This is a genomic window from Paenibacillus thermotolerans (assembly GCF_028745515.1).
In the GTDB taxonomy this organism is placed as follows: Bacteria; Bacillota; Bacilli; order Paenibacillales; family YIM-B00363; genus Paenibacillus_AE; species Paenibacillus_AE thermotolerans.
In genome coordinates this window covers 1-14,549 of sequence record NZ_JAQZSG010000028.1, presented here as the reverse complement: position 1 = coordinate 14,549, position 14,549 = coordinate 1, and the positions used below count along the sequence as shown (strand labels likewise).

Genomic DNA, 14,549 nt, shown 5'->3' with positions numbered 1-14,549 from the left:
TGTTTACATTACTTGGATGCGTTCAATTCTGCGATCTTGCCTTCGAATTGACCTTTCACTTTGTCGACTGCAGTAGAAGGTGCTATTTTACCCTTCGTAATATCGTCGATGACTTGAGAGAACAATGTGCCGCCGTCCGGTACGGACAAGTAGTCGCCGGAGTACTGAACGGTGTCGTACATTTGAGAGCGCGTGTCGACCATGTCCATTGTCGGGTAGCCTTGCTTCCAATTTTCAAGCGCCATCTCTTTGAGCTTGGATTTCAAGCTGATTTCATCATAAATTTTCATAGCGATATCGGCATGCTTCGATTGCTTCACGACGAAGAACATGTTGCCGTACGGCGTGAACGTCGTGTAACCGTTTGCTTGCGGAGCCTTCGGGAAAAATACGTAGCCGAGCTCTTGATCCGGCATGTTCGTAACCAAATCGCCGATGTTCCAGTTGAAGCCGGCAACCATAACGCCGTTCTGCGATGTGAATTCCTTGAACGGATCCGATCCTTCCGGCGGCGTTTGAACGGTCTTGTCAACATTGTAGATATCGCTTACAAACGAAAGCGCTTCGATCGAGTTCGGGCTGTCAAGATTAAATTTAACCTGGCCGTTCTCTTCTTTCGTAACGGCGCCTTGGTTCGCATAGAGGAAGTTTTCAGTGATGCGCGCCAAGCCGTCCCAACCGCCTGTCAAGCCCCATACGTCGGTTTTGCCGTCGCCATTCGTGTCTTTCGTTGCATCTTTCATGAACTGGCGGAATTTTTCCCAAGTCCATTCGCCGCTCTTTTGCAGCTCGTACGGATCAGGCAAGCCGAGCTTTTGAACGAGCGTCTTGTTGTAAATCAAACCGAACGGAGAAGGAGTGCCGTCATAGTAGCCGTATTGATGACCTTGGAACGTGCCGGCCGATCTCAACCAATCCGTATATTCTGTCTTGTCGGATACGTCGACCTGGTCGTCAATCGGCGCCAGGAAGCCTTGATTCACAAGCGTCGGGAAAGACCAGAACAACTCAAGCGCGACAATGTCTGCAAACGGTTCGCCGGACAATGCGGTAGTCGTCAGGTTTTCAACGTATTTACCGTAATCGCCGAACTTAACGAATTCGATCTTTACGTTGTATTTCTTCTCAGTGTCGTTGATCAATTGAATCGCCAATTCGTCAGACGGGCCGCGATCTGCCTCTGCGATTTGACGCGGATCCATGCCGTCCCACCAGGAGCCGATCTTGATCGTGTCGCCGCCAAGGTCAGGAATATTATCAACCGTCTCAGCCGGTTCATCCGTTGTAGCCGTGTTATCCTCTGGCGTAGTTGTTTCTTGCTGATCGCTGGAAGTGTTATCTTCCGACCCGCTGTTGGATTTCCCGCAACCGATAACGGACAAAACAAGCATAATTGCCAAAGCTACGATCAAGAAATTGCGCAGTTTCAAATGACGCATGCGTTGAATCCTCCCCCTGATTTTAGAAGAAAATGAATAAATTGCCGCCTTGCCAAGGATAAACGGCTTCACATCCTCTTAGGACGGTAACCGCTTTCCAAATGGCGACCTCAGGTGTTATATCTTCAGGATATAAGAACTGAGTCGCTTAAAAAGCCTTCCGCTTGAAAAGGCCTCGGCCCCCTCCTCTCGCCACAATCGATCCATGTTCACCCAAATTGATATACCATAAAATTCATGGGTTGGTATATCTTCATGCTTGGTTACGTTTTCATTTTATATCTCATTCTCGACTTTGTAAATAGTGAATATATCTTCTTCACGTCATTTTTCTATTTTTTTCGACATTTTATTGATTTGACAGCAAAAACAGTTGAAAAGAATATAAAACAACCGCGCATATGGTATAACTTATCCACCAAATATAAACGCGATTGTCAGCGCTTAACATATATCAAAATTACATATTTCTTTAATTTTCCGGTTGGGAGATAGATTGCCGTTCCATCCATTCCACATCAATCTCGGTCTTCGCCTGCGCCGCCCCCCAGCCCCGTTCAATCAAATTCACGATCGATTCGGCGGCCATCCTGCCGATCTTGTAAAAATTTTGGCTGATCGTCGTAATCGGCACCTCGACGCTCGAGGAAATTTCATGATTATCGAACCCTACGATCGAAAGCTGCTCCGGTACTCTCACGTTACGCTCGAGCGCCGCCCGCAGCAAATCGACCGCCAGGTGATCATGCTCCGATTGAATCGCGGTAACCCCTTTCGCTTGCAGCTCCATGATCAGCGGCTGGATAAAGTCCTGTTTGTTCCTGATTTCATATTTATCAATGAAATCATGAACGATGATTTCCGCGTCAACTTCAATGCCGGCATCCTTCAGCGCTTTGCAATATCCGTAAAACCGGTCGCGAACCGAGCTCCTGTACTCGATCCCGATGCTGGAGACGAAAGCGATTCGCTTGTGTCCAAGCTCAAGGAGCTTCGAGCATGCGAGATAGCCGCCCTTGAAATTATCCGATACAACGCTTCCAACCGGAACGTTATCGTAATACTGGTCGATCGTCACGATCGGAAACTGATTCATATGAAGCGCATAAACCGTTTCCAAGTTTTTCAGCGTGCTGACAGGGTAAAGCAATATGCCGGCTACTCCCTTGCGGGGAAGACTGTTCAGAAATTCTTTCTCCCGATCCTTGCTCCAGTTGCTGGAATGAATCGTCAAGTAATACCCTTTGCTGTCCAGAAAATCCGTCGCTCCTTGAATGTAACCGAGCAAGCCGTTAGCCGCGACATACGGTAAAATCATCGAAATGATCTTACCGCTGAGCGCGGGAGGCGCAGCTTGCTGGCCCAGCTTCTTGACGAAGCTGCCGCTGCCTCGTTTCCGGTAAATCAAACCTTCTCTTTCCAGCTCGATTAACGCCCGCTTTGAAGTAATTCTGCTTACGCCATGCATTTCCGCGAGTTCAATTTCCGTCGGCAGCTGCTGCTCTTCGGCATATTCCCCGGATTCGATTTTATTTTTCAATTCTTCAAATATTTTGCTGTAGAGCGGTCTGCCGCCGTTTGCCATAAAGTTCCTCATTTCCCCTAATAATCGCATCATTATTGTTAACTGTAAAAAAAGTATAACAAATTATTTATGTGCTTTATAGGTATTTCGAAGTAGCATCATATTCCTGTTTGCCGATACACGCCGAAGGCTGAGAGCGTCGGAAACCATCTCGATTCGGCGACGGTCAGCCGCAAAGCTTTCGCCGTCACATCTTCAAAACAGCATATCCGCTTATAGCCGACAACCGTTCCTTCGTATATTTTTTTCCATTCGCCGTCCGACTTGCATTCCAGCACAAAGCTTTCGATCCGTTGCCCCGAGCGAATATGCTCCATGAGTACGACGCGGTTGAACGTCTGCGCCTCGGTCAATTCGACTTCAATCGACGCTTGTTCCGTTTCATCTTTTGGCCGCCAAAACGTTTCGCGATTCCCATCCAGCACTGCATTAGCGCCATGTCCGTCCGCCGCCTCTTCCGCCGCGCGAGCCGTCGCATCCTCGGACAAATTCGTGCCGAACGTATTTCGGAGCACATCGCCCAGCTGCTTTAGACGCTCTACATCGTTCTCGTGAATGAGACCGCGGCGGTCCGGCGGGAGATTGAGAAGGAACGAAGCGTTGCCTCCGACCGAGCCGTAATAAATGTTGAGCAGCTGCTCAAGCGGCTTGACCTTGTCATCTTCGGAGGGATGGTAAAACCAGCCCGGGCGAATGGAGGTGTTTACCTCCGCGGGATACCACACAAGCTCCCGCGCGCCGAGAATTCGCTCTCTGCTCCCAAGGTCGCTGTCGCCGGAATTGATCCGCTTCGCAAACTCCCCGTCGTCCGCCTTCTGCGATTGCTCGCTGATTTTCTCATTATCGCGAAGCGAGGCGGGAACGACGCTCCACTCCGACTTCCGCGTATGACCCGCTTCGTTCCCGCACCAGCGGACGTCCGGACCGCATACCGAAATGACGGCGTTCGGCTGCAGCTTGCGAATTAATTCGTAATAGCCGTCCCAATCGTACGCCTGCCGCTTGCCGTTCGGTCCTTCGCCGCACGCTCCGTCGAACCAAACGCAAAAAATATCGCCGTATTCGGTCAGCAGCTCCGTTAACTGATTTTTGAAAAACTCGTTATAAACCGGCGAATCGCCGTACGTTTGCTCGTGGCGATCCCATGGAGATACGTAGATTCCGAATTTGATCCCCCCGCGGCGGCACGCGTCGGCCACCTCTCGCACGATATCTCCTTTCCCTTCCTTCCAAGGACTGCTCTTCACCGAATGCTCCGTATACCGGCTCGGCCATAAGCAAAACCCGTCATGGTGCTTACAGGTCAAGATCAGACCTTTCATCCCCGCCGACTTCACGGCGTCGACCCATTGGTCCGCATCGAATTCGGTCGGATTGAAGATCCGGGGGTCTTCGCTGCCGAGTCCCCATTCCATATCCGTGAACGTATTGACCGTAAAATGAATGAACGCGTAAAACTCCAGCTCCTGCCACTCGATTTGCCGCTGAGACGGTGTAACCTGCGCAGCTGCCTTAATGGATTCCGCCGATAATGGCATAATGTCTCCGCCCCTTTTTTTATAAATGTGTGCCCATCCTGCATCTTGAAATTGGTATACTTAATTCTATTCGTATAGTAACACAACTCTAGCACGTTCCAATAGGAGGTAGATTGTCATCACATTGCGCGTAGCTTTTCATGGACAAATGGACGGGCTTACCGAAGGAATTCGCGAGCTTACCCGCATATTGAAGGTTGAAACGGGGGATCAAGGCATTCCGCTGGAGGTGATCCGGAGGCCGGGGCCGCTTGAAGTGTCGCTGGAGAACGGCATAGGGCGCATCCAATATGAAGAGAAAATTCATTTCTTCCGCGGGCTCGGACTGTTTGTCGAGCATGCCTCCGGCGGACGGCCGTTTGCGATCAACGAACGGCCTCGCTTTACGTTCCACGGCGCCATGCTGGACGTGTCCAGAAATGCGGTGCCGACGACGGATACCGTCAGGCATTTTCTTCGCATCATGGCGCTGATGGGTCTAAACGGGCTGATGCTGTACGCGGAGGATACGTACGAAATCGAGAACCGGCCGTATTTCGGCTATATGAGGGGACGATATACCGCCCGGGAATTAATGGCATGCGACGACTATGCGGACTTGTTCGGCATCGAGATCGTCCCGTGTATCCAGACGTTGTCGCATATGGCCCAGGTGCTTAAATGGGACGAGTTTGCGCCGGTTCGGGACGGCCGCGATACGCTGCTGCCGGGCGAGCCGGAGACGTACCGGCTAATCGAGGACATGATTGCCGCCGCCTCCGCGCCTTTCCGCTCGAAACGGATCCATATCGGGATGGACGAGGCGTTCGGCGTCGGGTTGGGACGATACTTGGCGAAGCATGGGTACAAACCTCGGTTTTCCGTCATGATGGAGCACTTGGAGCAAGTATTGCGCATTACCCGGCGAAACCAGCTTCAGCCGATGATTTGGAGCGATATGATTTTTCACTTTTTATCCGATAACGAATTCGGCTTCCATTATGATTTAAACGCCGACTTTTCTTCCGAAAAGCTCGCTCTTCTTCCTAAAGACGTTCAATTTGTATATTGGGATTACGGCCAAAGAGATCAGAGCGTGTATGAAAGGTGTATCGACAAGCACAGGGAGCTCGGCTCGACCCCGCTGTTTGCGGGCGGCATCCATGCTTGGGGAAGCATGAGTCCGAATAACGGGAAGACGTGGATGATAACGAATCCTGCTTTATTAGCCTGCAAAAAGAGCGGCGTTAAAGAGGTTATCGCAACGGTATGGGGAGATAACGGGCAGGAAACGAACCATTTCGCCGTCTTGCCCGGCTTGCAGCTGTTTGCCGAGCACGGGTATGCGGACGATTGCAGCGACGAATCGCTTCGCCGCCGCTTTCTCACCTGCACCGGCACCGATTTGTTCGACGACATGATCGACCTTAAACGGATGGACGAGGTGCCCGGCGTCGAGCCCGGAAATCATTTCATGGCGAACCCTTCCAAGTATTTGCTGTGGCAGGATCCGCTTCTCGGACTATTCGACAAGCATGTCGAGGGGGCGGCCGAGCAGAAGCTGCCGAACCATTATGCCGCTCTGCGCCAACGATGGAGCGCCGTCAAAGAAGCTGCGCCCTTTTTACCGCTGTATCTGTTATTCGAGCAGTATGAGGCGCTGAGCGCGGTGCTGTCCGTGAAATCGACCGTCGGGCTCGATATTGCGCGTTTGTATAAGGCGGGCGACAAGAGCGGTCTGCGCACCATCGCGTCGTCTCGCTTGCCGGAGCTGCAGCGGTTAACGGAAGCGCTTCGAGCGGCTCATCGCCGGCTGTGGATGGCGACGTACAAGCCGTTCGGTTGGGAGGTGCTGGACATCCGGTATGGGGGGTTGTCCGCCCGCATTTCCTCGGCAATCGAGCGCATATTCGACTACGTCGAAGGACGCGCCGACAAGCTTGAGGAGCTGGAAGCCGAGCGGCTCCCGTTCGGCGATACGCCGCCGGACAGTCCGGTCACGATCAACAGCCCGTTATACCATCGGATCGTAACGGCATCCTGCTTCTCGGAATAATCATAATTGAACACCCCGGACGAGCGCACGCCTTCAGTCGACTTCAGACGCTCATTCGGGGTGTTTCCGTTATTTATCCTTCAGCTTCAACAGCCGCAGGCTGTTCAGCACGACCAGTATCGTTGCGCCCATATCGGCGATAATGGCGATCCACAGCGTAAGCCAGCCGGGGATGACAAGCAGCAAAGCGGCGAGCTTCATGGCGAGCGCGAACGATATATTTTGCTTGATGATTTGCAGCGTCTTCCGGCTAAGCCGGATCGTAAACGGCAACTTGCTCAAATCGTCCGCCATGAGCGCGATATCGGCGGTTTCCAGCGCCGTATCGGTCCCGGCTCCGCCCATCGCGATGCCGACGGTTGCCGCGGCGAGAGCGGGCGCATCGTTGACGCCGTCGCCGATCATGGCGACTTTGCCGTATGATTTCTGAAGCTGTTTCACGGCTTCCAGCTTATCCTGCGGCAGTAATTCCGCCCTCACCTCGCCGATTCCGACCTGCCGTCCGATCGCCTCCGCCGTCGAACGGTTGTCGCCCGTCAGCATCACGGTTTTGGCAATGCCGAGCTCATGAAGCTTTCGAACGACGGCGGCGCTATGCTCCCGAACCTGGTCGGCCACAGCGATGAGAGCGGCAATGTCTTGGGCCGTTCCGTTGCCGAGCAGCATGCCGCGCCGATGATAGCGACGGTCATCAGCGTATCCATGTCAAATCGGAACCGGACGAGATTTCGGATTCCCTGCAGGAATAACGAATAGCCGCCCGCCGCCATGGACATTCCGTATAAAATAGTCGGCAGCGCGCTATGCTCGCCGTATTGCGCCGCACAAGCGAGTCCTGCCGCCAATAGAAGCAGCGAAACGGCGGATTGAACGGTTGATTTTTTGTTCCAGAACGTTTTTTTTAGAGTTGCGGTCTTTTCTTTTTCGGGATATACCTTAATGCCGTCGAATGCTCCTGCCTTTTCAAGCTGCTGTACGGTAGCTTCGCCGTAGACGGTAAGCTTCGCCGCGCCGAAGTTGACTTGCGCGTCCTTCACGCCTTCGATTTCTTTCACGTTGCGTTCGAACTTGGCCGAGCAATTCGTGCACGTAAGGCCTTGCAGGCGGTAAACCTGCTTGGCTTCTTCCCTAGTTTGCGTCGTCTCCACCGTCTCTCTCCTCCTCTACGTGCGTCAATGCCAACAGAATCAATTGTCTGACATGCTCGTCCTCCAAGGAGTAAAATACGAGTTTCCCTTCTTTCCGGTATTTGGCCAGCCCTAGGCCGTTCAGCAGCCGTAAATGATGAGACGCCGTAGCCAGCGTCGAGCCGACGATATTCGCTACGTCGCACACGCAAAGCTCATCCTCTTGGGTCAGCGCATACGCGATCTTCATTCGCGTCTCGTCTGCGATCGCCTTAAACAGGCGGGCCGCTTTCGCGATGCTCGGCGCGTCGATCAACGGCTGGAGACGATTTACCTTCACTTCGTCAAAACAAAAAATGTCGCAGGCCGGCGCTTTCGTCATGGTTGATTCTCCTCTAATAATCAAATCTATATTTGAATGATATCTCGAACTTACCGTCTTAGTCAAATGGACATTTGATTGTTTTGCGATTCAGTCCGGCACCTCTTTCGGTGGCGTTAGCACCAGCTTTTGGAGCTAACGCCGGCTCACGCAAAGTATATTTAATAGCCATATGACCACTAATCATAACTTGGTTCCAAAAAGTAAAGTGTGCTACAATTTAGCATGTCTTAGCATGTCCCATTACAGCTAGAGAAAGGTTGATCGTTGATGAAAATCGCCGCGCTTGTCGGAAGTCTGCGGAAGGAATCGTTGAATCGGCAGCTGGCCGAAACGATAAAGGACCGCTTCAACGGAACATTCGATTTGGAGATTGTCGATCTCGCGCCCTTGCCCATGTACAATCAGGATGAAGAGCACAATCCTCCCGAACCGGTTCATGAATTGAAAGAGAAAATTCGCGAAGCCGACGGAGTGCTGATCATAACGCCGGAATATAACTGGTCCGTCCCGGGAGTGCTGAAGAATGCGCTGGATTGGCTGTCTCGCGAGGACAGGGTCTTAATCGGCAAACCGGTCATGATTGCGGGCGTGTCCGTGGGGATGTTGGGTACCGTTCGTGCGCAGCTCCACTTGCGTCAAATATTGTCCAGCCCGGGGCTTCAAGCCGACATGCTGCCTGCGGCCGGAAATGAAATACTTGTAAATGCTGCCGCAACGAAATTCAGCAAAGGAAAATTGACGGATGAATCGACGCTTTCGGTTGTCGATCAAGTCGTGAACCGGTTCGTCGATTTTGCTTCAAAGAAAGCCCGGAATTAACTCCCGGGCTTTCCTATCTCCGCTCTTAATTGCTCCGTCATCCGTTCGACCAGCTCGGGTCTCCCATGAAACTGTGCGGGCGTATTTTGAAAGAGCGCAATTTTCCAATTTTCGTTCTTATGTACGACAATTAAAGTATGATGCGTGTTTACCGCCGGATTAATATCGGTCTTTCCGCGGGGAATCATTCCGGCAATAGCGCGAAGCATAAACGCATCCGGCGCCAACAACCGTACGGCCCTTACTTTGCTTACAAATCGTGCGGTCGGATGATCGCGAAATATTGGCTCAAGATGTGAAAAAATTTCATCCGGCCCGGTCGCTTCGCTCCCGTCGTATCCGATCATCTCGCCTTCCTCCGCAAACAGCTCGGCCATCCCGCGTGCGCTTTGGTTGTTCCAAGCATCCAGCAGCCGGCTATAGATGGCTCGCACCTCATTCATCGCATCCAAGCTTCATTCCTCCTTATAAAAAAGCGATGGATCCGATCCCATCGCTTCCCTTCACTATGTCGTCCGTTTACGATCTGCAATTATCGATTCCAAGTACCGCATTTGCAGGGCAATAACGGGTTGCGCCGGTTACGATCGGAGCTAATCCAAGAAGCCCCCACCATTTTTTATAATAAAGCCCTGCCATGACAATACTAGCTCCGACGGCGATACGAAGCGCTTGCTCGGTTTTGCCGACATTGCATTCCAATGTTCCCCCTCCCTTCCATGTAGAAGTCGTAAGACCTAAAAAGGATTCCGCATCCATACTATTTGTGGTCTTACTCATTCCCATGCGCGGGGGCTAAAACCATATCCATCCGTTAATGCAAGCCTCAGAAGAGAGGCTTTCAAGTCGGCAATGTTAAGCTTGCTGAGCTACCGGTTCGGGCTGAGCTTGCTCCGGAGCTTTCTGGTTTAATATCGAGATCATGACCAATGCGCCGATAAGAAATAAGAAGCCCGCTCCCGTGTAGATCGAAACCAGCGAAAACGTATCTTTTATTACGCCGGCTAAAGACATGGAAATGACCATCATGCCGACGAACATCGGGTTCAGCACCCCATTCACGCGGCCTACAATGGATGAATGCGACCATTTCAGAATCATGGTACTGATTCCGATATGGATGCACGGGAATACGAGTCCGTTCACAAACTGCACGACCAACGTTAACGGAACGCTTGTGGAATACCCGACAATGACGGTACAGACGGCGCCCACAAACATTCCGATTGCGAGCAGAAGCTGCGGCGCAACACGCTTTGCGAATGCGGCTACGATACCGCCGCCGATCAGCATGGCGACGCCGTTCACCATCAGAAGGTACTGCAAAAATTCTTTTTCCTTGCCAAGCCGCTCCGTGACGACGAACAGGTTAAGCGCTTGGGCAATACCCACGGCAAGACCTGCCAAAATGAATGTCAGGCCAAGCATACGCAGCACTTGACTTTGCCATACATAACGGAAGCCTTCGATAAATTCTTTGCGGAAATCCCCTTTTTCTTCCGTTGACTTCGATTCCACCATATCGGCAGGCAACCGGAACAATACAAGCGCGGAAAGCAGGAACACGACCCCCATGACCGAAATCGACGTTTCCAGACCGAACCGGCTGTAGGCGAATGTGCCCAGCATCGGACCGAGTACCATGAAGATAGCCATCAAAGATTGGAACAGCGCCATCCCTTGTTGCAGCTGCTCTTCCGGTACGTGCTGCTTAAACAACCGCATGCCGGAAGGCTGTGAGAACTGCGAAAGGATTGCCGAAATAAACGCGACGAGATAGACGGATTCCCAGGATCCGAAATGAACGGCCAGCAGCACGACAAATACGGATACGGCGGATAACGAGTCGCACCAAATCATCGTTCGCTTCGGCCGCCAGCGGTCGGCAAACGTTCCCCCGATGAACGAAAATACGAAAATAGGCGCGAATTCCGCAACGCTGATCAGTGAAATCGCGTACGGGTCATTATTTGTCTTTTCCGCAACAAAGAGCAAAATCGCGAAGTTGCGCACCCAAATGCCGATTTGCAGCAGCACGTTGGATAACAGAATCGTCTGCAAAAACCGGCTGCTTAGAAGACTCGGGGGTTGGTCTTTGGTTAATTGACTTTCCAGATTTCTCATCCTCCTATAACTTGACTCCCTTTATGATTTCTGCTCTGCAGTAACCATCCACATTATACCGTATTTGTCGGTAAGTTCTCCATAATATAGGCCAAAAGGCTGCCATTCGAACGGATGCTTGATTTTTCCTCCCGCCGCAAGCTTCGCGAATGCGCTGCCGGCTTCCTCCACCGTTGGGTACTCTACCGCCAAAGCAATGCCGGTGCCTTGATGAATCGGTTCGATGGCGTCCGCCATGAAAATCGGATTTTCCCCGGCCACAAAGATGCACATATGCATGACTTTGTCTTTGAATTCATTATTTACTCCCATGGCTTGGCCGTGCGTAATGACGGACATCATCTCCCCGCCGAGCGATTGCATATAGAACTCGGCTTGACTTCGAGCATCCTCCGAAATGATATAAGGCTTTACTTTCCCCATAGTCGAACATCCTTTCCCGTCTTCGATCGATAGTTTTTCACAAGCTATAATGTATCACTGCGGGAGACGGCGCGTTTCTTACGGATTGCTATTTTCAATTTAACCGTAAAGGGGTTTTATTCCTTGGCAATTTATGTTAAACTACAAACGAACATTTGTTCCGCACAAATACGCTTGGAGGTTAGTGACCGGTGACGACCCGATACCCGGAAATCGACGAAGTGATCGAATACATAAGCCGGAATTTGTATGACCCGCTGCCGTTGTCACGGTTAGCCGGTCACGTATCATACAGCCCGTATCATTTTGCCCGGATCTTTAAAGAGCGAATGGGGCTGCCGCCTTTATATTACGTCTCCGCGCTCCGGCTTCAGAAGGCGAAGGAGCTGCTGCTTCATACGAATTTAAGCGTTCGGGATATCGCGCTTGAGGTCGGGCAGCAAAGTCTAGGGACTTTCACAACCCGCTTTGCCGAGAAGGTAGGCATCCCCCCGTCCCAGTTCCGCAGTCAGGCGAACGAAGCGGACGGACATTTCCAGTCGCTGCGGGAGCTGTCAGATTGGCGGGATTCGATCCCTTCTTTTTCCAAAGATGCGACAATCGAAGGGACGTTGGAGGCGGAGGTTCCTTTCGAGGGGATCGTCTTGATCGGTTTGTTCGCAAAGCCGATTCCGGAAGGGCTTCCCCTTCGCGGAACGCTTGTTTCCTCGCTCGGGCCGTTCCGATTGACGGGAATCAAGCCCGGCACCTATTATTTAATGGCCACATCCGTTTCTTGGGGTACGAAAGCGGCGGATATGATGCTTCCTCAGGCGACGCTTCGCACCCGCTCAAGAGAGCCGATCGTCGTCGGGCCGTATGAAACCGTACTTCGGCGGGTCAAGCTTTATCTTCCGCGTCCCGACGATCCGCCCATTCTTATTTCCTTGCCCCTGCTCATGGAGCGTTTCTTGCACAGGAACAGCCAACATCATCGGCAGGAAATGTAGACAGCCGCATAGGTCCGCTCCCGGCTCGGATTATGTCACACTCGCCGAAGAGCGGTACCCCCGCTGCCGTACCGTTTCGTATAACAACACGGTAGCCGCCATCGCCACGTTTAGAGATTCCGCGCGGCCAGGGATCGGAATAATAATCGTCTCGTCGGCAAGAGCGAGCAGCTCAGCCGATACGCCCGCCCCTTCGTTTCCAAGCAGGAAGCATGTCGGACCGGTGAAGTCCGCTTCAAAACACGTATTGTTTGCCGCCAGCGAGGTGGCCGCGATTTTGATCCCGCACTCCTTCATCCGCGGGAACGCTTCTGCCAAGTCGCAGGAAACGATCGGAATATGAAAAAGCGACCCCATCGTGGAACGAACGGTCTTCGGATTATACATATCGACCGTTCCTTTGCCGAGCAATACGGCCGTTGCGCCTACCGCATCCGCCGAGCGGACGATCGTCCCCAAATTCCCGGGGTCTTGAACGGCGTCGACGGCTACGAATACTCCAAGCCGGTACGTTAGCAGCTTACCAAGGTCGGGCGCAGGCAGCTTCATAACCGCAGCAACGCCCTGCGGCGTCTGCGCTTCCGTAATTTTATCCATGACCGCCTCGGATACGGATATCCAGCGCGGTCCTGTGGTGTTATGCTCGGGCACGAATCCGAGAAGCTCAAGCTCTTTCACTGCGGCAGTTCCGGGAACGTACAGTACGGCCTCAGCCGCCGCCCCGCTTCTGAGCGCCTCCGCCACCAGATGCGCGCCTTCGACGAGATAAGCACCCGACCTCTCCCGCCCTTTCCTAGTCTGCAATGAGGACCAAAGCTTTACTTGGTCGTTATGTATCGATCGAATTTGCTCTTCCATCCCATTTGCCCTTTCTTCCCGCATTCCGCATGAAACCGGCTGCGATTGATCATACTACTTTAGAATGCACAGATTGCGGAGGTTTTCTACATGTCCATGCTACTCGATTTACGCCAAGCCATTTATAGAAAGATCGAAAATCAAACCGAAACCGAATTGTATCAAACGATCGAAGACTCCATCGGAAACGACGAACGGGCATTGCCGGGAATCGGCGTTTTGTTCGAGGTGATTTGGCGGCATAGCGATGAAGACACGCGAAACAAACTGACCAGCACGTTAAGGGAGCATCTCCCGAAGCAAACGAATCCAAAAGCATAATTCACATGACGGTACGGTCCTACCCAAGCGCTTGGCGCCTAAGAGGGCCGTCATTTCATTATACAAGAAAAAACGCACCTTCATCGGTGCGCAACATCGGCATTATGTAATAAGGATTACACGTTCACTTCTCTATGCTTCATTCCGTTGCCCTTAATCCGCTTAAGCACTTCCCGGATATGGGCGGATGCCGACTGGACCAATTCCTTGCGAATAAGCTTTTGCTTGATCAGAGCGACTGTGGCATATTTGTCCCGCGAGGTTGCCGGTTCCGTGAAATACACCTTTCCTTGACTTTCGTCGAAGGAAGCGACCCTGTTCAAATTGACGAGATTCGTCTTGTCCAGCATATCAAAGCCCGCTTCGGACAAATGCTCTTCGAGCTCCGAAAGTGTAGTGATATGCCTAAACTTCTGTGTGTCCGTGTGGTATACTATTTTCCGCCCTTCAATTTCCATATAATCTACTTCCGCCAAACTGATACAAGCTAGTTCTTCCGTCCCATCCGGATTAATCCGCAAAACCGTCATCATCATCATTGCTCACTCTTTTCATATGAAACTTTTGAAAAGGCTTATTGTTAACAGTATACCATATAGTTCCATACTATGAAAATAGCAGATTTTATATTTTTTCACCACAAATTATAGTTCTATAGTCCTATTCCCGAAACTGAAACTTTTTCCAGTTATTCCATAAGAGCGAGCGCTATCCCCTCTCGGATGGCTGGCGGCTTGCGCTAACGGCAGGAGTGCAGTTATACGGCGTTATAAATGGAGTTTTCAGTTTTAACGGACACCACTGCGGTTATAGCCTCGAAAAAGCAAGGATAAATGCCAAAAATCAGGGTTTAGCGACTGTATGAGTTAGACTAAAAAGTGGACACTCCGAATTAGTACCTTCATA

At 51.7% G+C, this 14,549-nt stretch carries 15 protein-coding genes and 1 pseudogene; 4 read left to right on the top strand and 12 right to left on the bottom strand.

Annotated features, from left to right (window positions below):
* Positions 1–8: 8 nt before the first annotated feature.
* From PT964_RS19860 to PT964_RS19850, 3 genes are all read right to left on the bottom strand, one after another.
* The gene (locus PT964_RS19860; RefSeq protein WP_274365096.1) at positions 9–1,439 is read right to left on the bottom strand and encodes a type 2 periplasmic-binding domain-containing protein; all 1,431 of its coding nucleotides are present in this window, start codon (positions 1,437–1,439) and stop codon (positions 9–11) included.
* Positions 1,440–1,911: 472 nt separating this feature from the next.
* A complete protein-coding gene (locus PT964_RS19855; RefSeq protein WP_274365095.1) occupies positions 1,912–3,024 on the bottom strand; it encodes a GntR family transcriptional regulator in 1,113 nt (370 codons plus the stop codon).
* Between the two features lie 98 nt (positions 3,025–3,122).
* A complete protein-coding gene (locus PT964_RS19850) occupies positions 3,123–4,562 on the bottom strand; it encodes an alpha-L-fucosidase (RefSeq protein ID WP_274365094.1) in 1,440 nt (479 codons plus the stop codon).
* A gap of 124 nt (positions 4,563–4,686) precedes the next feature.
* On the opposite strand from PT964_RS19850, the gene PT964_RS19845 reads away from it, so the two are divergent.
* Entirely contained in the window at positions 4,687–6,597 is a 1,911-nt protein-coding gene (locus tag PT964_RS19845; RefSeq protein WP_274365093.1) for a beta-N-acetylhexosaminidase, read from the top strand.
* 69 nt (positions 6,598–6,666) lie between these two features.
* Here PT964_RS19845 and PT964_RS26600 read toward each other — a convergent pair.
* The 3 genes and pseudogenes from PT964_RS26600 to PT964_RS19835 all read right to left on the bottom strand — a co-directional run.
* Positions 6,667–7,248, bottom strand: a pseudogene (locus PT964_RS26600) (HAD-IC family P-type ATPase); the annotation flags it as partial.
* Positions 7,140–7,652, bottom strand: a complete 513-nt coding sequence (locus PT964_RS26595; RefSeq protein WP_482194169.1) for a hypothetical protein — start codon at positions 7,650–7,652, stop codon at positions 7,140–7,142. The gene PT964_RS26595 and the pseudogene PT964_RS26600, both read right to left, overlap by 109 nt.
* 73 nt (positions 7,653–7,725) lie before the next feature.
* Positions 7,726–8,106, bottom strand: coding sequence for an ArsR/SmtB family transcription factor (locus PT964_RS19835; RefSeq protein ID WP_274365092.1), 381 nt, complete (start codon positions 8,104–8,106; stop codon positions 7,726–7,728).
* Positions 8,107–8,376: 270 nt separating this feature from the next.
* Between PT964_RS19835 and PT964_RS19830 the strand changes: the two genes are divergently transcribed.
* Positions 8,377–8,928 carry an NADPH-dependent FMN reductase gene (locus PT964_RS19830; protein ID WP_274365091.1) on the top strand — a complete coding sequence of 184 codons (552 nt, stop codon included), beginning with the start codon at positions 8,377–8,379 and terminating at the stop codon, positions 8,926–8,928.
* Here the strand turns inward: PT964_RS19830 and PT964_RS19825 are convergent.
* The 4 genes from PT964_RS19825 to PT964_RS19810 form a co-directional block, all read right to left on the bottom strand.
* Complete coding sequence (locus tag PT964_RS19825; protein WP_274365136.1) at positions 8,925–9,371, bottom strand: SgcJ/EcaC family oxidoreductase; 447 nt, start codon at positions 9,369–9,371, stop codon at positions 8,925–8,927. The two genes, PT964_RS19830 and PT964_RS19825, sit on opposite strands and share 4 nt — an antisense overlap.
* Before the next feature lie 76 nt (positions 9,372–9,447).
* The gene (locus PT964_RS19820; protein ID WP_274365090.1) at positions 9,448–9,630 is read right to left on the bottom strand and encodes a YgaP family membrane protein; all 183 of its coding nucleotides are present in this window, start codon (positions 9,628–9,630) and stop codon (positions 9,448–9,450) included.
* A gap of 153 nt (positions 9,631–9,783) precedes the next feature.
* Positions 9,784–11,052 carry an MFS transporter gene (locus PT964_RS19815; RefSeq protein ID WP_274365089.1) on the bottom strand — a complete coding sequence of 423 codons (1,269 nt, stop codon included), beginning with the start codon at positions 11,050–11,052 and terminating at the stop codon, positions 9,784–9,786.
* Positions 11,053–11,073: 21 nt separating this feature from the next.
* Complete coding sequence (locus PT964_RS19810; protein WP_274365088.1) at positions 11,074–11,475, bottom strand: VOC family protein; 402 nt, start codon at positions 11,473–11,475, stop codon at positions 11,074–11,076.
* Positions 11,476–11,666: 191 nt separating this feature from the next.
* Here PT964_RS19810 and PT964_RS19805 point away from each other — a divergent pair, with 191 nt between their 5' ends.
* Positions 11,667–12,464, top strand: coding sequence for a helix-turn-helix transcriptional regulator (locus PT964_RS19805; RefSeq protein ID WP_274365087.1), 798 nt, complete (start codon positions 11,667–11,669; stop codon positions 12,462–12,464).
* 30 nt (positions 12,465–12,494) lie between these two features.
* Here PT964_RS19805 and PT964_RS19800 read toward each other — a convergent pair whose 3' ends face one another.
* Positions 12,495–13,322: a TrmH family RNA methyltransferase gene (locus PT964_RS19800; protein ID WP_274365086.1), complete on the bottom strand. Its 828-nt coding sequence runs from the start codon at positions 13,320–13,322 to the stop codon at positions 12,495–12,497.
* Positions 13,323–13,412: 90 nt separating this feature from the next.
* Between PT964_RS19800 and sspI the strand changes: the two genes are divergently transcribed.
* On the top strand, positions 13,413–13,643 hold the full coding sequence (sspI, locus tag PT964_RS19795) for a small acid-soluble spore protein SspI (protein ID WP_274365085.1): 231 nt from the start codon (positions 13,413–13,415) through the stop codon (positions 13,641–13,643).
* Positions 13,644–13,759: 116 nt separating this feature from the next.
* Here sspI and PT964_RS19790 read toward each other — a convergent pair whose 3' ends face one another.
* Positions 13,760–14,179: a LytTR family transcriptional regulator DNA-binding domain-containing protein gene (locus PT964_RS19790; RefSeq protein ID WP_274365084.1), complete on the bottom strand. Its 420-nt coding sequence runs from the start codon at positions 14,177–14,179 to the stop codon at positions 13,760–13,762.
* Positions 14,180–14,549: the final 370 nt, after the last annotated feature.

Coding starts and splice junctions, on each gene's coding strand:
- PT964_RS19835 (WP_274365092.1), bottom strand. CDS start 8,106: ATGACGAAAGCGCCGGCCTGCGACATTTTTTGTTTTGACGAAGTGAAG.
- PT964_RS19825 (WP_274365136.1), bottom strand. CDS start 9,371: ATGAATGAGGTGCGAGCCATCTATAGCCGGCTGCTGGATGCTTGGAAC.
- PT964_RS19800 (WP_274365086.1), bottom strand. CDS start 13,322: ATGGAAGAGCAAATTCGATCGATACATAACGACCAAGTAAAGCTTTGG.
- PT964_RS19830 (WP_274365091.1), top strand. CDS start 8,377: ATGAAAATCGCCGCGCTTGTCGGAAGTCTGCGGAAGGAATCGTTGAAT.
- PT964_RS19815 (WP_274365089.1), bottom strand. CDS start 11,052: ATGAGAAATCTGGAAAGTCAATTAACCAAAGACCAACCCCCGAGTCTT.
- PT964_RS19850 (WP_274365094.1), bottom strand. CDS start 4,562: ATGCCATTATCGGCGGAATCCATTAAGGCAGCTGCGCAGGTTACACCG.
- PT964_RS19860 (WP_274365096.1), bottom strand. CDS start 1,439: ATGCGTCATTTGAAACTGCGCAATTTCTTGATCGTAGCTTTGGCAATT.
- sspI (WP_274365085.1), top strand. CDS start 13,413: ATGTCCATGCTACTCGATTTACGCCAAGCCATTTATAGAAAGATCGAA.
- PT964_RS19810 (WP_274365088.1), bottom strand. CDS start 11,475: ATGGGGAAAGTAAAGCCTTATATCATTTCGGAGGATGCTCGAAGTCAA.
- PT964_RS19855 (WP_274365095.1), bottom strand. CDS start 3,024: ATGGCAAACGGCGGCAGACCGCTCTACAGCAAAATATTTGAAGAATTG.
- PT964_RS19790 (WP_274365084.1), bottom strand. CDS start 14,179: ATGATGATGACGGTTTTGCGGATTAATCCGGATGGGACGGAAGAACTA.